This window comes from Arthrobacter pascens (assembly GCF_017052465.1).
Classification (GTDB): Bacteria; Actinomycetota; Actinomycetes; order Actinomycetales; family Micrococcaceae; genus Arthrobacter; species Arthrobacter pascens.
Map to the genome: position 1 here is coordinate 1 of NZ_JAFHKT010000088.1, position 15,364 is coordinate 15,364.

General features: G+C 63.0%; 13 protein-coding genes, 1 pseudogene and 2 riboswitches. Of the genes and pseudogenes, 8 read left to right on the forward strand and 6 right to left on the reverse strand.

Translation table 11 applies throughout. The features are described from left to right. Positions 1 to 96: 96 nt before the first annotated feature. Both iolM and JYA52_RS01115 read right to left on the reverse strand, forming a co-directional pair. Positions 97 to 1,263 (reverse strand): scyllo-inosose 3-dehydrogenase, encoded by a 1,167-nt coding sequence (gene iolM, locus JYA52_RS01110; RefSeq protein ID WP_205651314.1) that lies wholly within the window; start codon positions 1,261 to 1,263, stop codon positions 97 to 99. Between the two features lie 39 nt (positions 1,264 to 1,302). Continuing rightward, entirely contained in the window at positions 1,303 to 2,643 is a 1,341-nt protein-coding gene (locus tag JYA52_RS01115; RefSeq protein ID WP_205651315.1) for a Tm-1-like ATP-binding domain-containing protein, read from the reverse strand. A gap of 282 nt (positions 2,644 to 2,925) precedes the next feature. Between JYA52_RS01115 and JYA52_RS01120 the strand changes: the two genes are divergently transcribed. Next, complete coding sequence (locus JYA52_RS01120; RefSeq protein WP_205651316.1) at positions 2,926 to 3,540, forward strand: cupin domain-containing protein; 615 nt, start codon at positions 2,926 to 2,928, stop codon at positions 3,538 to 3,540. Positions 3,541 to 3,600: 60 nt separating this feature from the next. Here JYA52_RS01120 and JYA52_RS01125 read toward each other — a convergent pair whose 3' ends face one another. Further along, positions 3,601 to 4,434: a mycofactocin-coupled SDR family oxidoreductase gene (locus JYA52_RS01125; RefSeq protein ID WP_205651317.1), complete on the reverse strand. Its 834-nt coding sequence runs from the start codon at positions 4,432 to 4,434 to the stop codon at positions 3,601 to 3,603. A 231-nt stretch (positions 4,435 to 4,665) separates the two neighbouring features. After that, positions 4,666 to 4,760: riboswitch (glycine riboswitch) on the forward strand. A 1-nt stretch (position 4,761) separates the two neighbouring features. After that, a riboswitch (glycine riboswitch) is annotated at positions 4,762 to 4,889 on the forward strand. Between the two features lie 36 nt (positions 4,890 to 4,925). Between JYA52_RS01125 and gcvP the strand changes: the two genes are divergently transcribed. The 6 genes from gcvP (at position 4,926) to lipA (ending at position 13,241) form a co-directional block, all read left to right on the forward strand. Next, complete coding sequence (gene gcvP / locus JYA52_RS01130) at positions 4,926 to 7,793, forward strand: aminomethyl-transferring glycine dehydrogenase (RefSeq protein ID WP_205651318.1); 2,868 nt, start codon at positions 4,926 to 4,928, stop codon at positions 7,791 to 7,793. Positions 7,794 to 7,803: 10 nt separating this feature from the next. Then, complete coding sequence (gene gcvT / locus JYA52_RS01135) at positions 7,804 to 8,925, forward strand: glycine cleavage system aminomethyltransferase GcvT (protein WP_205651319.1); 1,122 nt, start codon at positions 7,804 to 7,806, stop codon at positions 8,923 to 8,925. A 35-nt stretch (positions 8,926 to 8,960) separates the two neighbouring features. Further along, positions 8,961 to 9,344: a glycine cleavage system protein GcvH gene (gcvH, locus tag JYA52_RS01140; RefSeq protein ID WP_205651320.1), complete on the forward strand. Its 384-nt coding sequence runs from the start codon at positions 8,961 to 8,963 to the stop codon at positions 9,342 to 9,344. Beyond that, positions 9,341 to 10,669 carry a serine hydroxymethyltransferase gene (gene glyA, locus JYA52_RS01145; protein ID WP_372433701.1) on the forward strand — a complete coding sequence of 443 codons (1,329 nt, stop codon included), beginning with the start codon at positions 9,341 to 9,343 and terminating at the stop codon, positions 10,667 to 10,669. The genes gcvH and glyA overlap by 4 nt, the downstream gene beginning before the upstream one ends. 87 nt (positions 10,670 to 10,756) lie before the next feature. Then, positions 10,757 to 12,169: an L-serine ammonia-lyase gene (locus JYA52_RS01150; RefSeq protein WP_205651321.1), complete on the forward strand. Its 1,413-nt coding sequence runs from the start codon at positions 10,757 to 10,759 to the stop codon at positions 12,167 to 12,169. An 82-nt stretch (positions 12,170 to 12,251) separates the two neighbouring features. Further along, positions 12,252 to 13,241: a lipoyl synthase gene (lipA, locus tag JYA52_RS01155; protein WP_205651322.1), complete on the forward strand. Its 990-nt coding sequence runs from the start codon at positions 12,252 to 12,254 to the stop codon at positions 13,239 to 13,241. A gap of 69 nt (positions 13,242 to 13,310) precedes the next feature. Here the strand turns inward: lipA and JYA52_RS23010 are convergent, their stop codons facing one another. From JYA52_RS23010 to JYA52_RS22275, 3 genes and pseudogenes are all read right to left on the reverse strand, one after another. Further along, complete coding sequence (locus JYA52_RS23010) at positions 13,311 to 13,493, reverse strand: Fic family protein (protein ID WP_205651323.1); 183 nt, start codon at positions 13,491 to 13,493, stop codon at positions 13,311 to 13,313. 109 nt (positions 13,494 to 13,602) lie between these two features. Then, a pseudogene (locus tag JYA52_RS23015) lies at positions 13,603 to 13,665 on the reverse strand (hypothetical protein); the annotation flags it as partial. Continuing rightward, entirely contained in the window at positions 13,649 to 13,846 is a 198-nt protein-coding gene (locus tag JYA52_RS22275; RefSeq protein ID WP_240459833.1) for an aldehyde dehydrogenase family protein, read from the reverse strand. The gene JYA52_RS22275 and the pseudogene JYA52_RS23015, both read right to left, overlap by 17 nt. Before the next feature lie 471 nt (positions 13,847 to 14,317). Here JYA52_RS22275 and JYA52_RS01170 point away from each other — a divergent pair, with 471 nt between their 5' ends. Then, the gene (locus tag JYA52_RS01170; RefSeq protein WP_205651324.1) at positions 14,318 to 15,001 is read left to right on the forward strand and encodes a hypothetical protein; all 684 of its coding nucleotides are present in this window, start codon (positions 14,318 to 14,320) and stop codon (positions 14,999 to 15,001) included. Positions 15,002 to 15,364: the final 363 nt, after the last annotated feature.

Sequence of the window (15,364 nt, forward strand, 5' to 3'; positions counted from 1 at the left end):
CTGGATGTCCGGCGGTGCGAGGTCGGTGAGGAGCCGTGAGTGCAGGGGCTGAGTCATGTCATGTGCCTTTCGTGCGGTATTGCTTTGGTTTTTGTTTTAGAAGAGCTGAGGTTTGACGAGGATCTTGCCGTTGCTCCGGCCCTTGGTTTCGTCGATGGCAGAGACGACCTCAGGGAGCGGGAATTTTCGGGTTATTGCCTTTTCCATCTGGATCTTCCCGGATGCCATCAAGGCGATGACGTTTGGGAAATCCCAGGAGCCGGAGTGGCCGACGGTTCCGTAGATGGAGCCAGCTTTCAGCTGTTGCCGGATGAGGTTCATTTCGACCGGTCGGGCGTCCATCCCAACCACTGCGATTTTCCCGCCGACACCGATGGCTTCCTCAATGGTTCCCATGACCGCTTTGAAGTTTCCGGTGGTTTCGACGGCCATGGCCACGCCGTTGCCGCGGGTCAGCTCCTGGATGGTGGAGGCAACATCTGTCGTTGCGGGGTCGAGCGTGGTCGTGGCACCCATCGCTTCGGCGAGGGCCCGGCGTTCCGGGAGCATTTCGGCGACAAATACCTGTGACGCTCCCGCAGCCGCAGCGAGTGCCGTCGCAGCGAGACCGATAGGTCCGGCACCGAAGACCGCCACGGCACTGCCTGGCTTAAATCCTCCGGCGCGCGTAAACATTCCTTCATAGGCGACACTGGTGGGTTCCGTCAGGGCACCGATTTCCAGGGCAGCCTCTTCCGAACCGACGCGTTCGGCCACGGCCGTCAGCGACCAGCAGAACTTGGCGTCCACCTTGACGTACTCAGCGAAGCCGCCGTTGATGGTGAAACCCAGGTCCTCAATGTTCCGGCACTGGTTAAGGAAGCCGCCGCGGCATTCCCGGCAGCGGCCGCACCATTGAATTTCTTCAACAGCGACAAGCTCGCCGACGGAAATCTCCGTTACGTTAGAGCCGACAGCCACGACTTTTCCTGCAAACTCATGTCCGATGACCACGGGGGCCTTCAGATGATAGGGAAGGAGGAGGTAGTTGTCCTCATCAGTTTCGATCATGTGAACGTCGGATCCACAGATGCCGCAGGCCCCGACCTGCACGACCACTTCATCAGGTCCCGGAGCGCCGGGGTCAGCAATGGTCTGCAGGGAGATGCTCGGATTGCGGTATGCCTGGCTGGCATTGAACGCCCACTGCCGAGCAGCGTCTGCGTCACTGATCCGGGCCCCGTTACGGGGCGCCCATTCAGCTTCCAGGACGATGGCTTTCATCTCTTCTCCTTCGGGTTTCCCCGTTCTGGTGATTCCAGGTCAGAGGCTTGCGGCAGCTGCCGCGGTAGCCGTGGATTTGCGGGGGGCTGTAAGCAGGTGGCGCAGCTGTGCGACCACCTCGGACACAAACTCATCGTCGTTGATGTGGCGATCGCTGTGTACAACTTTGATGTCAGGCCGAAGCTCGCTCTTGAGTGCCTTGATAAAGGCCTGGTTGGCTGCGGGGGCCCAGAACCGGCCGCCCTCGCGGTCGTTAATGGAGAACCCGCCTTCCGGGATGCACACAACGGTGGGTCCGGTGGAGAGGTTTGCCTTCTTCGCAAACTCCTGGCCAAGGATGCCCATCTCACGGGCATCCAGCCGGACCAGGGTCAGTTCCGGGTTATGGCCGAACATTGTCCGGCCCGGGTACTGGCGCTGGGTATCGGCGAGATCGCCGCAGGTGATGAAGTCCAGGCAACCCGGGACCAGGACTTGAGGAAGGCCCAGACGACCTGCCGTTTCCATGCGGTCAGGACCGGCATCCATGAGACCCCCGATCTTGGTTCCGGCGAGCTCGGTCAGGGTGTAGTCAAGGACTGCGGCGACTTGACCAGAGGCGACGAAGTTCTCCAGGGCGCGCCCGCCGACGCCGTTGGCGTGGAAGGCGACCAGGTCATATCCGTCACTTTCAATCTGGTCCCGGGCCCTCATGACAGCATCCGTGGTGTTCCCATTCAGGGAGACTGCGATTGCCGGACGCTGATGGTCGTCACGTCGGGCATGGGCAGTCGCCGCCGCGGCCCCGACGACGTAGCCGGCAGCCGACCGGAGGACAGCGGAAGTAATCGAGTTCAGCCCGACGATGTCGGCAACTGAGTGAAGGGTGGCAACGTCCTTCGTCCCGACGTAAGGCTCAAATTTCCGGTTACCCGATGCGAGTGGTGAGACGACCATTTTGGGGAAGCCGATAGGTGAAGTCTCGAACGCGGTACGGGTGACGTAAGCGCCGGCGCCGCCGACGCATAGCGCCGCATGGATCCGGCCGTCGTTGATCAGGCGGGAAAATGTGGCTGCCACTCCCGTTCGGAGAGCGACGACGGCCTCACCACGGTCCATTCCGTCAATTTCGGCACTGGAGTATCCCGCTGCTTCAGCTACTTCCTCCCGGCTGATGAGCACCCGCCCACCGCTGAGCTGGGCTCCGTTCAGGTCAGGATGAGCGCGCCCGGAAGTGTCCAGCAGGATCACGCTTGCGCCAAGCTGCTCTATTTCGGCTGCAACGGCTGTCAGTTCAACGGACTTGGTGTCCAACGTGCCGATGACAAGAACCGTAAGCCAGGTTCCGATGCTGCCCTGTTCGATGTTCCGAACACCTGCGGGCTTCTTTGCTTGGGTCATGACAACAACGTTAGGGGGGTAGAGCGGACAAGGTCAAGGGCTTTCCGTTAATTTCGTTCGATCTCATCGAACGGTACGCGTGATTTGGGTGCGTAACGTTCGATACTGATCACAAAGTGGCAGCTCTTGTTCACCCCTGAGGGGCGAGCCATGAGCCACAGAGCGTAAACTGGGATCCGGTGACACCGCACAAAAGTGCGGATGAGGCTGCCGGCTCAGCCGGCAGGCCTGAGACGGGCGAGTCCAACTCCGGCGTGGGATGGGTCAAGGGAGTGCGTGGTGATGAGCGAAACAAGTGAGATGCAAGAGGACGCAGGCTCGGAAGTCCAGATTGGAGAGCGGCTGCGGGAGCTTCGGAATCAGTATCAATACAGCATCCGAGGTCTGGCGAGCCGGGCTGGTGTCTCAGCCTCGCTGGTGAGTGACATTGAAAAGGGAAAGGTGGAGCCGTCCATTTCGACGCTGAAGCGCATGGCGACAGCACTCGGCACCAACATCACGTACTTCTTCTCCGAGCCCACCCTGGACAAAGGCAGGGTTGTCAGGGCAGGCGAGCGAACCCCTATCGGCCCGGCCTCGTATATGGGCGGGCGGTCCGGTATGGAATCCAGAGGCATCCGCTTTGAGCTAGCTTCACCGGCAGAGTCGGAAGCCATTGAGGCCATCTACGGGCGGTATGAGGTGGGCGCTTCGACTGGCGATGAGCCGTACACCCACGAGGGCGAGGAGTGGGGAATGGTCCTCACGGGCCGTCTCAAGGTGGTTCTGGAGGATCAGGTCTACTTCCTTGATCCCGGCGATTCGATCTGGTTCCCCAGTACCATTCCGCACCGGATGGAAAACGTCGCTTCAACTGTCACCGAGTACATATGGATCGACACACCGAAGAGCTTCTAGCGCGTTAAATTGGAGCGGTGGGCCGGTACAGGGAAACCTGTACCGGCCCACCGAGTCTTATTACTTGGCAAGCAGACCCAAGTCGACTGGGAGGGTAATGCCAGTTATGTAGCGCGCTTCGTCCGAGGCCAGCCACTTGACCGCGTTGGTGACATCGTCGGTTGCGATCATCGGAACCTTCATCAGGTGGTGCTGAACGAAGCCGGAGTGGGCGTCCTCGGCGTTCGGGTTCTCCAAGTCCGGACGGAACATTTTGAAGACGCCAGGGTTGTTCAGCATGATGGTGTCGACGTTGGTGGGCGCCAGCGCATTGGCCCGGATATTGTGCGGGGCAAGCTCATTGGCGAGGTTGCGCATTAGGCCGATGACGCCATGCTTCGCTGCGACATAGTGGCCAAGGGTATGCAAGGCCTTGAGTCCGGCAGTGGAGCTCGTCAGGATAATCGATCCGCCGTTCCCGGCTTCGATCATGGCAGGAACCGCGGCGCGGACAGTCTTCCAGACGCCCGTGAGGTTGATGTCAATCATCGTCTGCCAGGTTTCCTCATCGAGTTCGGCGAGTTGACCGTACGAGACAACGCCGGCGTTGGCAAGGATGATGTCCAAGCGACCGAACTCGCTGACCCCGTCTTTCACTGTTGCCGTAAGTCCGTCCAGATCCCGGACATCAACCTGGCGCGCGATTATCCTTCCACCGACGGCCTCGACCTGCCGTACGGTCTCTTCGAGGTCTGCTGCCGAAGGCCCTTCGTAGGGAATGGTGTTAATGGGAGCGCACGCGTCGACAGCGATGATGTTGGCACCCTCCGACGCCAGGCCCACGGCGTGAGAACGCCCCTGACCCCGGGCTGCACCCGTGATGAACGCAACTTTTCCTTCAAATCGTCCGGCCATGGCGGATTCTCCGTTCCTAGAGAGGCTGCACGGTCAGACCGTACAGATTTTGTTGATTAACCTCACACTACATGCTGTGGTCGAACATTTGGAGGCTTTTTCCAAAACAATCTAGATTGGAAGTGGCTGTGGGCTCGTCGAGCCAGCCTCGCACCGGACAATTTCGGCACTGGTTGCCAGTATCTCAGGACACGGTGTAAGTTGTGATGGCATTCACGACTGAAAAGCCACCAAGTTGCAGCGGGAGAGTCCGGCACACCCCCGCCGGCGCCGTAGGAGCAAATCCTCCCCAGGAATCTCTCAGGCACAAGTACCGCTGCAGCACGGCAACTCTGGAAAGCAGCCCATTGAATCCCCTGTGACCGCAAAGGGACCGGGCTCACCGACGGTGCAAGCTGCTCCATGCCACAACCCGGAGCAGTGGAAACTCTCAGGTCCAATACAGAGCGGGGAGGAACCCGACACCTGCGCCCCAAAGGCACGGATACCCAATGGAGTTCCTCATGACCGCCCAATTTAACGCTGCCACCTTCGCCGACCGGCATATCGGTGCCCGCCGCCAGACCGATGTCGAAACCATGCTCAAGGCCGTCGGCTATGACACCGTCGACGCCCTGGTTGATACGGCATTGCCCAGCGACATCCGCCAAGACTGCGCGCTGGAGCTCGCCCCGGCCCTGAGCGAAGTGGAAGCCCTCGCCGAACTCCGGAAGCTCGCGGCGAAGAACAAGACCGCCGTGCAGATGATCGGCCAAGGCTACTACGACACCGTGACGCCTCAGGTGATCCGCCGCAACATCCTGGAGGCCCCGGCCTGGTACACCGCGTACACGCCGTACCAGCCGGAGATCTCCCAGGGCCGGCTCGAGGCGCTGCTGAACTTCCAGACCATGGTCCAGGACCTCGTCGGCCTGCCCATCGCCAACGCCTCCCTGCTGGATGAAGCAACGGCCGTGGCCGAGGCCGTGTTGTTGATGCGCCGGGCCAACAAGAAGAACGACGGCAAGACCGTCCTGGACGCCGACTGCCTGCCGCAGACGATCGCGATCGTCAAGGGCCGGGCGGAAGCGCTTGGTTTTGAGGTGGAGGTCGCGGATCTTTCCCAGGGGCTGCCCGACGGCGACATCAACGGTGTCGTGCTCCAGCAGCCCGGCGTTTCGGGCCGGGTGTTCGACCATTCCGGCGTGATCGCCGCCGCCAAGGAGCGCGGCGCGCTGGTGACCGTTGCCGCTGATTTGCTGGCCCTGACCCTGATCACGCCCCCGGGTGAGCAGGGTGCAGACATCGCCGTCGGAACCGCCCAGCGCTTCGGCGTGCCGCTGTTCTTCGGCGGACCGCATGCGGCTTACATGGCAGTGCAGAGGGGCCTTGAACGCTCGCTGCCCGGCCGCCTCGTGGGCGTCTCGAAGGACTCTGCCGGAGTGCCCGCCTACCGCCTCGCGCTGCAGACCCGGGAGCAGCACATCCGCCGTGAGAAGGCTACGTCCAATATCTGCACGGCGCAGGCGCTGCTGGCCATTGTCGCCTCGATGTACGCCGTCTACCACGGCCCGGGGGGCCTGAAGGCAATCGCTGAAACCGCCCACGGCCACGCCAGGACCCTCGCCGCGTCGCTCAAGGCTGCCGGGCTGGACGTCCTCCACACCAGCTTTTTCGACACGATAACGGTCCGCATCCCCGGAAAAGCGAAGCAGGTCATTGCCGCCGCTGCAGCAAAAGGAATCAATCTCCGGCTCGTCGACGAGAACCTGGTCGGGGTATCAACTGATGAAACGACGACGGAAGCCATAGTCGCTGCAGTCATGGCTTCCTTCTCCATCGTTGCGGCACACGGCGCTACCATTACCCAAGACACCGACGGTTTTGCGCTGGAGGCCGCCGTCGAGCGTTCCTCTGTGTATCTGCAGCATCCGGTGTTCAACACGCACCGTTCCGAGACGCAGCTGCTGCGCTACATCCGCAGGCTTTCGGACCGTGACCTGGCGCTGGACCGCACCATGATCCCGCTGGGTTCGTGCACCATGAAGCTGAACGCGACGGCGGAGATGGAAGCGATTTCGTGGCCGAAATTCGCCTCGATCCACCCCTTCGCACCGGATTCCCAAACAGCGGGCTGGCGCGAACTCATCGGCGGTTTGGAAGCCGACCTCGCCGAGATCACCGGCTACGACCAGGTCTCCATCCAGCCCAACGCCGGGTCCCAGGGCGAGCTCGCGGGCCTCCTGGCGATCCGCGGCTACCACCGCTCCCGCGGGGCCGAGCAGCGCAACATCTGCCTGATCCCGGCGTCGGCCCACGGCACCAACGCCGCCTCCGCTGTGCTGGCGGGCATGAAGGTCGTCGTGGTGGCCACCGCCGCCGACGGCACCATCGACCACGCGGACCTGTACGCCAAGATCGAAGCCCACAAGGACGTCCTCTCGGCGATCATGATCACCTACCCCTCCACCCACGGGGTGTACGACGCCGACGTCCGCGAGGTCTGCGACGCCGTGCACGCGGCCGGCGGACAGGTCTACATCGACGGCGCCAACCTCAACGCCCTGGTCGGCCTGGCCCAGCCGGGCAAGTTCGGCGGGGACGTCTCGCACCTGAACCTGCACAAGACCTTCTGCATCCCGCACGGCGGCGGCGGACCCGGCGTCGGACCCGTCGCGGCCAAAGCCCACCTGGCCCCGTTCATGCCCGGCAACGCCGCGTCCTGGACCGAGGGCCATGACGTGCCTATCTCGGCTTCGCGCTTCGGCTCAGCCGGCGTGCTGCCGATCTCGTGGGCATATGTGAAGCTCATGGGCGGAGACGGCCTGACCGAGGCCACCAAGTCCGCCCTGCTCGCGGCGAACTATGTCGCTTCCCGCCTGGATCAGCACTTCCCCGTGCTCTACACCGGCGAAGCCGGCCTCGTGGCGCACGAGTGCATCCTGGACCTGCGCGAACTCACGGCCAAGACCGGTGTCACGGCCGAGGACGTGGCGAAACGCCTGATCGACTACGGCTTCCACGCCCCCACCCTCGCCTTCCCGGTGGCCGGCACCCTGATGGTCGAGCCCACCGAATCCGAGGACCTGGCCGAGATCGACCGGTTCATCGAGGCGATGATCACCATCCACGCCGAGATCGGGCAGGTCGCCAACGGCGACGTCAGCCTGGAAAACTCCCCGCTGCGCAACGCACCCCACACCGCAGCCGCCGTCGTCAGCTCCGACTGGAACCGCGCCTACCCCCGCGAACAGGCCGCCTTCCCGGTGTCCTCGCTCAGGCAGGACAAGTACTTCCCGCCGGTCGGCCGCATCGACGGCGCCGCTGGCGACCGCAATCTGGTCTGCTCCTGCCCCCCGATCGAAGACTTCGAAAACTAAGGAAGCTCCAGTGAGCGAAAACTACACAGCACTCCACGAACAGCACCAAAAAGCAGGCGCATCCTTTACCGATTTCGGCGGCTGGCAGATGCCGCTGAAATACGGCTCCGAACTGGCCGAGCACCACGCCGTCCGCAATGCGGCCGGCATCTTCGACCTCTCCCACATGGGCGAAGTCTGGGTCACCGGCCCGGACGCAGCCGCGTTCCTCGATTACGCCCTTGTAGGAAAGCTGTCGGCGATCCCGGCAGGCAAAGCCAAATACTCGCTGATGTGCCAGGAGGACGGTGGCATCATCGATGACCTGATCTCCTACCGCCGTGGCGAGGACAAGTACCTCGTGGTGCCCAACGCGGGCAACACAAAAGCAGTGCTGGCTGCCCTGGTACAGCGGGCGGACGGTTACGACGTCAAAGTAGAGGATGTCTCAGCCGAAACTTCCCTCATCGCCGTACAAGGACCGAACGCAGAGGCCATACTGCTGGGTCTGATTCCGGCTGAACAGCATTCCCTAGTGACGGAGCTCAAGTACTATGCCGCCGCCGCGGTGGAAATCAATAGCCAGGAACTGCTGCTGGCCCGCACAGGATACACGGGCGAGGACGGCTTCGAAATCTATGTGCCGAACGAGCAAGCACCGGTGCTGTGGGAAGCCCTGCTGGAAGCCGGTACTGACCAAGGGCTCATCCCGGCTGGCCTTGCGGCCCGCGACTCGCTTCGCCTGGAAGCGGGCATGCCGCTCTACGGCAACGAGCTGTCCCGCCACGGCAATCCGTACTCAGCCGGCCTTGGCCCCGTTGTCGCACTGTCCAAGGAAGGCGACTTCGTGGGCAAAGAGGCACTCTCGACGCTCAAATCCGCAGGCGTCGGAACCTCGAAGGGACAGAAGCTCGTGGGCCTCATTGGGCTCGGACGCCGAGCTGCACGCGGTCATTACCCCGTTCTCAAGGACCGCTCCCTGGTCGGGGAAGTCACCTCCGGCCAGCCCTCGCCCACACTCGGGTATCCCGTTGCCATGGCATACGTAGACGTCCAACATGCAGAGCCTGGTACGGCCCTGGACATCGACCTGCGCGGCAAAGCAGAGCCCTTTGAAGTGGTCACGTTGCCGTTCTACAAGCGCCAGAAATAGAAGACCGAAAAGCACAAGACAACTGAGGAGAAAAGATGAGCAAGGTAAAAGCTGAACTGAAGTATTCAAAAGAGCACGAGTGGGTTGCCGCTGATGGGACTGGGCCGGCTGGAATTGGTATTTCCGCCGTGGCCGCAGACGCCCTGGGCGACATCGTTTACGTGGACCTGCCCGAGGTCGGGTCAACGGTGACTGCCGGGGAGACCTGCGGAGAGGTGGAGTCCACCAAGTCGGTTTCGGACCTGTACGCGCCCGTCACAGGTGAAGTTGTCGAGATCAATGACGACGTCGTTTCCGATCCGGCGCTGATCAACAGCGACCCGTACGGGGCTGGATGGCTCTTCAAGGTTGCCGTGATCGATGAAGGCCCGCTGCTCTCGGCCGAGGAATATGCCGCGGCGAACGGCGGTGAGCTGTGAGCATCGCACAGAGCACGACCTCAGCTTTTGAGCAGGTAGTCTCACCGAGCCTGGACGCCGACTTGTCGGCCCTGGACCCGGAGATCGCCGCAAAGATCGATGACGAGCTGACCCGCCAGCGCGGCGGGCTGGAGATGATCGCCTCGGAGAACCACACGGCTGTGGCCGTGATGCAGGCGCAGGGCTCGGTGCTGACGAACAAGTACGCCGAGGGCTACCCGGGCAAGCGGTACTACGGCGGCTGTGAGCACGTGGACGTGATCGAGCAGCTGGCGATCGACCGTGTGAAGGCCCTGTTCGGCGCCGAGTTCGCGAACGTGCAGCCGCACTCCGGCGCGCAGGCGAACGCCTCGGTGATGCACGCGCTGATCAAGCCCGGCGACACGATCATGGGCCTGAACCTCGCCCACGGCGGGCACCTCACCCACGGCATGCGCATCAACTTCTCCGGCCGGCTGTACAACGTGATCCCGTACCAGGTCCGCGAAGAGGACCACCGGATCGACATGGCTGAGGTGGAGCGCCTGGCCCAGGAGCACAAACCTCAGCTGATCGTTGCCGGCTGGTCCGCGTACGCCCGGCAGCTGGACTTCGCCGAGTTCCGCCGCATCGCCGATTCGGTGGGCGCCTACCTGATGGTGGACATGGCGCACTTCGCCGGGCTGGTGGCCGCGGGCCTGCACCCCTCCCCGGTCCCGCACGCGCACGTCACCACGTCCACCACGCACAAGACCCTCGCCGGTCCGCGCGGCGGCATCATCCTGACCAACGACGCCGACATCGCCAAGAAGATCAACTCGGCGGTGTTCCCCGGCCAGCAGGGCGGTCCGCTGGAGCACGTGATCGCCGGCAAGGCCGTGGCGTTCAAGATCGCGGCCTCGGCCGAGTTCCGGGAACGCCAGGAACGCGTACTGGCCGGCGCCCGGATCGTGGCCGAGCGCCTGGTCCAGCCGGACGTCACCGCCAAGGGAATCAACGTGATCTCCGGCGGCACCGACGTGCACCTGGTCCTGGTGGACCTGCGCAACTGCGAACTCGACGGCCAGCAGGCAGAGGACCGACTCGCCGAAATCGACATCACCGTCAACCGCAACGCCGTGCCGTTCGACCCCCGCCCGCCGATGGTCACCTCCGGGCTGCGCATCGGCACCCCGGCCCTGGCGACCCGCGGTTTCGGTGAGGCGGCCTTCGCGGAGGTTGCGGACATCATCGCCGCGGCCCTGACTGCCGACGCCGGGGCCGACCTTTCGGGCCTGCGCGCCCGTGTCGACGCCCTGGCGGCCGCCCACCCGCTTTACCCGGGCATGGCCAACCTCGCTGGTTGAGCTTGTCGAAGCCAGGATGCCGGCCCCTTGGGGCCGGCACCGCCCTCAAATCCGACCACAAGAAGCATCTAGTTAGGAACCACACGCATGGCTGTTGGTGTCTTTGACCTTTTCTCGATCGGGATTGGCCCGTCGAGTTCGCATACTGTGGGGCCAATGCGGGCTGCTGCGGTGTTCGCGGAGGAGCTGAGGGCTTCGGGGGCGCTGGAGCGTGTGGCGTCGTTGCGGGTGGATCTGTATGGTTCGCTGGCTGCGACGGGGCATGGGCATGGGACGATGACGGCGATCCTGTTGGGGCTGGAGGGTTTTCATCCTGAGCTGATCCTGCCGGAGGAAGTGGAGTCCCGGCTGGCATCGATCGCGGAGACGGGGACGCTGCGGCTGGCCGGTGCCGGCGGCGGGGGCGGGATGGCGTTGCCGTACGGGGTGGAGGACATGGTGCTGCGTCCGCTGACCGTGCTGCCGCGGCACACCAACGGGATGACGTTCACTGTGTCTGATGCGGCCGGGGACGTGATCCATGCGGCGACGTTCTTCTCCATCGGGGGCGGGTTCATTGTCCGGGAGGGGGAGGAGGACGCGGCCCTGCAGGAGCTGGAGGAGTCAAAGAAGGAGCTGCCGCTGCCGTTCCGCACGGCCGCGGAGCTGCTGGAGCATTGCCGTGCCCGGGGCCTGTCGATCAGCGAGGTCATGTTCGTCAATGAACGCGCGTCCCGGTCGGAGGAGGAGATCCGGGCGGGGCTGCTGCACATCTACTCGGTGATGGAGGCGTGTGTGCAGACCAGCCTGAAGCGCGAGGGGCTGTTGCCGGGCGGGCTGAAGGTCCGGCGCCGGGCTCCGGACTGGCACGAGCGGCTGCTGAAGGAAGACAAGGACCGGGACGGCCGGTACTGGCAGGAATGGGTGAACCTGGTCGCGTTGGCCGTGAACGAGGAGAACGCCTCGGGCGGGCGGGTGGTGACCGCCCCGACGAATGGGGCGGCGGGGATTATCCCGGCGGTGCTGTACTACGCGCTGCATTACGCCCCCGGCATGGACCAGGCCACCCAGGCCGACCGGGACTATGCGGTGGTGCGATTCCTGCTCGCCGCCGGCGCGGTGGGGGTGCTGTATAAGGAGCAGGCGTCCATTTCCGGCGCGGAGGTCGGCTGCCAGGGCGAGGTCGGGTCGGCGTCGTCGATGGCCGCCGCGGGTCTGGCCGAGGTGATGGGCGGCTCCCCGGCGCAGGTGGAGAACGCCGCGGAGATCGCGATGGAGCACAACCTGGGCCTGACGTGCGACCCGATCGGGGGCCTGGTCCAGGTTCCCTGCATCGAACGCAACGCGATCGCCGCGGCTAAGGCCATCAACGCCGCGAAAATGGCACTCTGGGGCGACGGCACCCACCGCGTCTCCCTGGACGAAGTCATCATCACCATGCGCGAGACCGGCAAGGACATGAGCTCCAAATACAAGGAAACCGCCATGGGCGGCCTCGCCGTGAACGTCGTTGAGTGCTGACCGAAGCCCGGGGGCCAGGGCCCGCTGCGGCTGGTGGCGTCCGTAACCAAGAAAAAGCATTCATCCCCGAAGGAGTTCTCCTGTGACACTGGCACCAGAAGGCCGGAAGATGTTGCGTATTGAGCAGCGCAATGCGGCCACCCCGGTGGTGCGCAAGCCGGAGTGGATCAAGGCCAAGGTCCAGATGGGCCCGGAGTTCGTCCAGCTCAAGAACCTGGTCAAGAAGGAAGGTCTTCACACCGTCTGTGAGGAGGCCGGCTGCCCGAATATCTTCGAGTGCTGGGAGGACAAGGAAGCCACGTTCCTGATCGGCGGCTCCGAGTGCACCCGGCGGTGTGATTTCTGCCAGATCGACACGGGCAAGCCCTCTCCGGTGGACATGTTGGAACCGACCAAGGTTGCCCGTTCGGTGCAGGCGATGCAGCTGCGCTACGCGACGGTCACCGGCGTGGCCCGTGACGACCTCGAGGACGAGGGTGTCTGGCTGCATGCCGAAACAGTCCGCAAGATCCACGAACTGAACCCGGGCACCGGCGTCGAACTCCTGATCCCGGACTTCTCCGGCAAGCCCGAACATATCGCCGCGATCTGCGACTCCAAGCCCGAGGTGTTCGCCCACAACGTCGAAACCGTGCCGCGCATCTTCAAGCGGATCCGCCCCGCGTTCCGTTACGAGCGTTCCCTGGACGTCATCACCCAGGGACGGAACCTGGGCATGGTCACCAAGTCCAACCTGATCCTGGGCATGGGCGAGACTCGGCAGGAGATCTCCGAAGCCCTGCGGGACCTGCATGCGGCCGGCTGCGACCTTATCACCATCACCCAGTACCTGCGCCCCTCCGAACGGCACCTGCCGGTGGACCGCTGGGTCAAGCCGCAGGAATTCGTGGACCTGCAGCACGAAGCCGAAGACATCGGCTTCCTCGGCGTCATGTCCGGCCCCCTGGTCCGCTCCTCCTACCGCGCCGGCCGGCTCTGGGCCACCGCCATGCGCAAAAAAGCCGAGGGGAGTACGTCTGCGATTCCTGACTCCGGCACTCTTCGGGCATTGGCCCGGTCCACGTTACTTTGAAGTTTGCCTTGCCGGGGGGACTGCCGCGACTCCAAGGATCAAGGTCAAATGCTTTCCTCGGTGCTTAAGTCATCGCAATACCCCTCGGTAAATGAGAGTCAATCCCGTGCGCTTGTTTCCGTCTGTGAGCGGATGAAAGCGTGTGACGGATTCGAGGACAACCGCGACCTCCATGGGCATGTCCCCGGGTGCGCCTCCACCAAGCATCACCGTTGTAGCCCGGCCAGGTCCGCGCAGAAAGTTCGCGCTCATGCGGAACTCGCAGCTGTCTTCTCGGACGTGCAAGTCCGCCGATACGGACCGGCTTGCGGTTTACGAACTCGTCCATGCCGTAACGGCCCAGTGCGCGCCCTACACCGGAGTGTTTGATGGCACCGAAAGGCAACTCCGCCGAGCTGTCCCCGGCTTCATTGATTTGAACCAACCCGATCGGCCCCCAGGCTGCATCCGCTGGTGTCCGCAGAATGGACAGAAGCGGCTTCGTCCTCGTCGCGCAGCCGGAACACCATGGGGACGGCGCCAAAGAGCTCTTGGCTGTACACGTCCATGTCTTCCGTTACATCGGCGAGGACCATGGGCTTGAAATAGGCGGACAGTTCTGCCATTCGCCGTCCCGTAGTACGTTGGCGCCCTGCAAGAAGGCGCGGTGGACCTGCGCTGCGGTGATTCGGCTGCCGCCATGGACGCAGTGGGCCCCTAGAGGGTGTGCCCTCATCGGCGGGATCTCCCATGTTACAAAATGACCATTGTGGCGAGGGAATGTACGTCCAGAACCGACACTGGGTCTTGACTGTTCGGTCAGGCCGAACTAATCTTCCTATATAACGCAAATATGTTCGGTACACCCAGCATCAAAGTCCTTCCGGGTAGGGATGATGATCTAGATCCGACCCAGCATCGATGCGTTGCGGCAGCGGCGGGAGTTGTGGCTCAAACGCATGGAAATGCATAGCAGCTTGTGAGCGCAATCCAAGAAATTGCCGTCTAACCATGCCGATGAACGGTTGCGCCAGCGCAACAACGGCACACATCCCAATGGACGAGTTGGTCCAAACCAAGAACTTAGAAGGGGCATCATGACCCAGTTGATTGCCATGCTTACGCACGACGACAAAACCGTCGAGAACGCTCGTGCTGTCTTCAATAGCGCCGTCGAGGCACCTACCGAGCACTGGGGATTCAAAGACACAGGACTCCCGCAGAAAGAGCTTGCACTTCTAGCACGCGACATGAAGCAGGCAGGCAAGACAGTGCACTTTGAATCCCTTGAAGAGGAAGAGTCGGCGTGCTTGGCCGCCGCCCAGTTCGCCGTCTCGGAGAACCTCGACTACCTCATCGGCATGGCGTACCACCCATCTGTCGCCGACCTCCTGTCGACTTCAGGAGTCCGCTACTTGCCGACTTGCGGCGCTCGAAGCGGAGTCCCGCGAATGCTTCACGGAACGATTTCAGAGATCGTCGCTGACGCACAATTGGTCCGTTCGAGCACAGACGGAGTGACCTTGTCTCTCTATCGATGGACAGACGGCGACCCCTCAGAGCTCGGTGAGGCTTTCATCCGAGAGGTTCCCTCTCCAGTGATCGTCACGGGATCCATCAACAGCACCAAGCGTCTTGACGAGATCGCACGGTTGGCGCCATGGGGGATCACCGTGGGCTCGGCAATCTTTGATGACGCGTTCGGCGTTGGTTCCTTCGATTCGACCCTTAAATGGATGCGTGAATACCTGGACGCCCGCGACGCCTCTGACGTCCGGTAGGACTTCGTTAGCTAGGTACGGGATGACTGCAACCTAGACACACTTCAGGACCAGTGCGCCCACAGTTGAGCAGCCTCGCAGCACCTCAGTTTGGGCCATTCCGGCTCCTGGGACTTCCCGAACGTCATTGCCTTGATGGCTTCCGGGAAGATCCAGATGGAAAAGGCAGTAACCCGCAAGTTTCCGCTCCCTGAGGTCGTCTCCGCCATTGACGAAACCAAAGGCCGGAGCAACGGCAAGATCCTCGTCAAACCTCAGCTCTTCTAAAACAAAAACCAAAGCAATACCGCACGAAAGGCACATGACATGACTCAGCCCCTGCACTCACGGCTCCTCACCGACCTCGCACCGCCGGACATCCAG

Excerpts from the sequence above, each read along its gene's own strand:
- gcvH (WP_205651320.1), top strand. The coding sequence starts at position 8,961 with ATGAGCAAGGTAAAAGCTGAACTGAAGTATTCAAAAGAGCACGAGTGG.
- JYA52_RS01170 (WP_205651324.1), top strand. The coding sequence starts at position 14,318 with ATGACCCAGTTGATTGCCATGCTTACGCACGACGACAAAACCGTCGAG.
- JYA52_RS01120 (WP_205651316.1), top strand. The coding sequence starts at position 2,926 with ATGAGCGAAACAAGTGAGATGCAAGAGGACGCAGGCTCGGAAGTCCAG.
- JYA52_RS01115 (WP_205651315.1), bottom strand. The coding sequence starts at position 2,643 with ATGACCCAAGCAAAGAAGCCCGCAGGTGTTCGGAACATCGAACAGGGC.
- JYA52_RS22275 (WP_240459833.1), bottom strand. The coding sequence starts at position 13,846 with ATGGCAGAACTGTCCGCCTATTTCAAGCCCATGGTCCTCGCCGATGTA.
- JYA52_RS01150 (WP_205651321.1), top strand. The coding sequence starts at position 10,757 with ATGGCTGTTGGTGTCTTTGACCTTTTCTCGATCGGGATTGGCCCGTCG.
- JYA52_RS23010 (WP_205651323.1), bottom strand. The coding sequence starts at position 13,493 with ATGAGCGCGAACTTTCTGCGCGGACCTGGCCGGGCTACAACGGTGATG.
- iolM (WP_205651314.1), bottom strand. The coding sequence starts at position 1,263 with ATGAAAGCCATCGTCCTGGAAGCTGAATGGGCGCCCCGTAACGGGGCC.
- JYA52_RS01125 (WP_205651317.1), bottom strand. The coding sequence starts at position 4,434 with ATGGCCGGACGATTTGAAGGAAAAGTTGCGTTCATCACGGGTGCAGCC.
- gcvP (WP_205651318.1), top strand. The coding sequence starts at position 4,926 with ATGGAGTTCCTCATGACCGCCCAATTTAACGCTGCCACCTTCGCCGAC.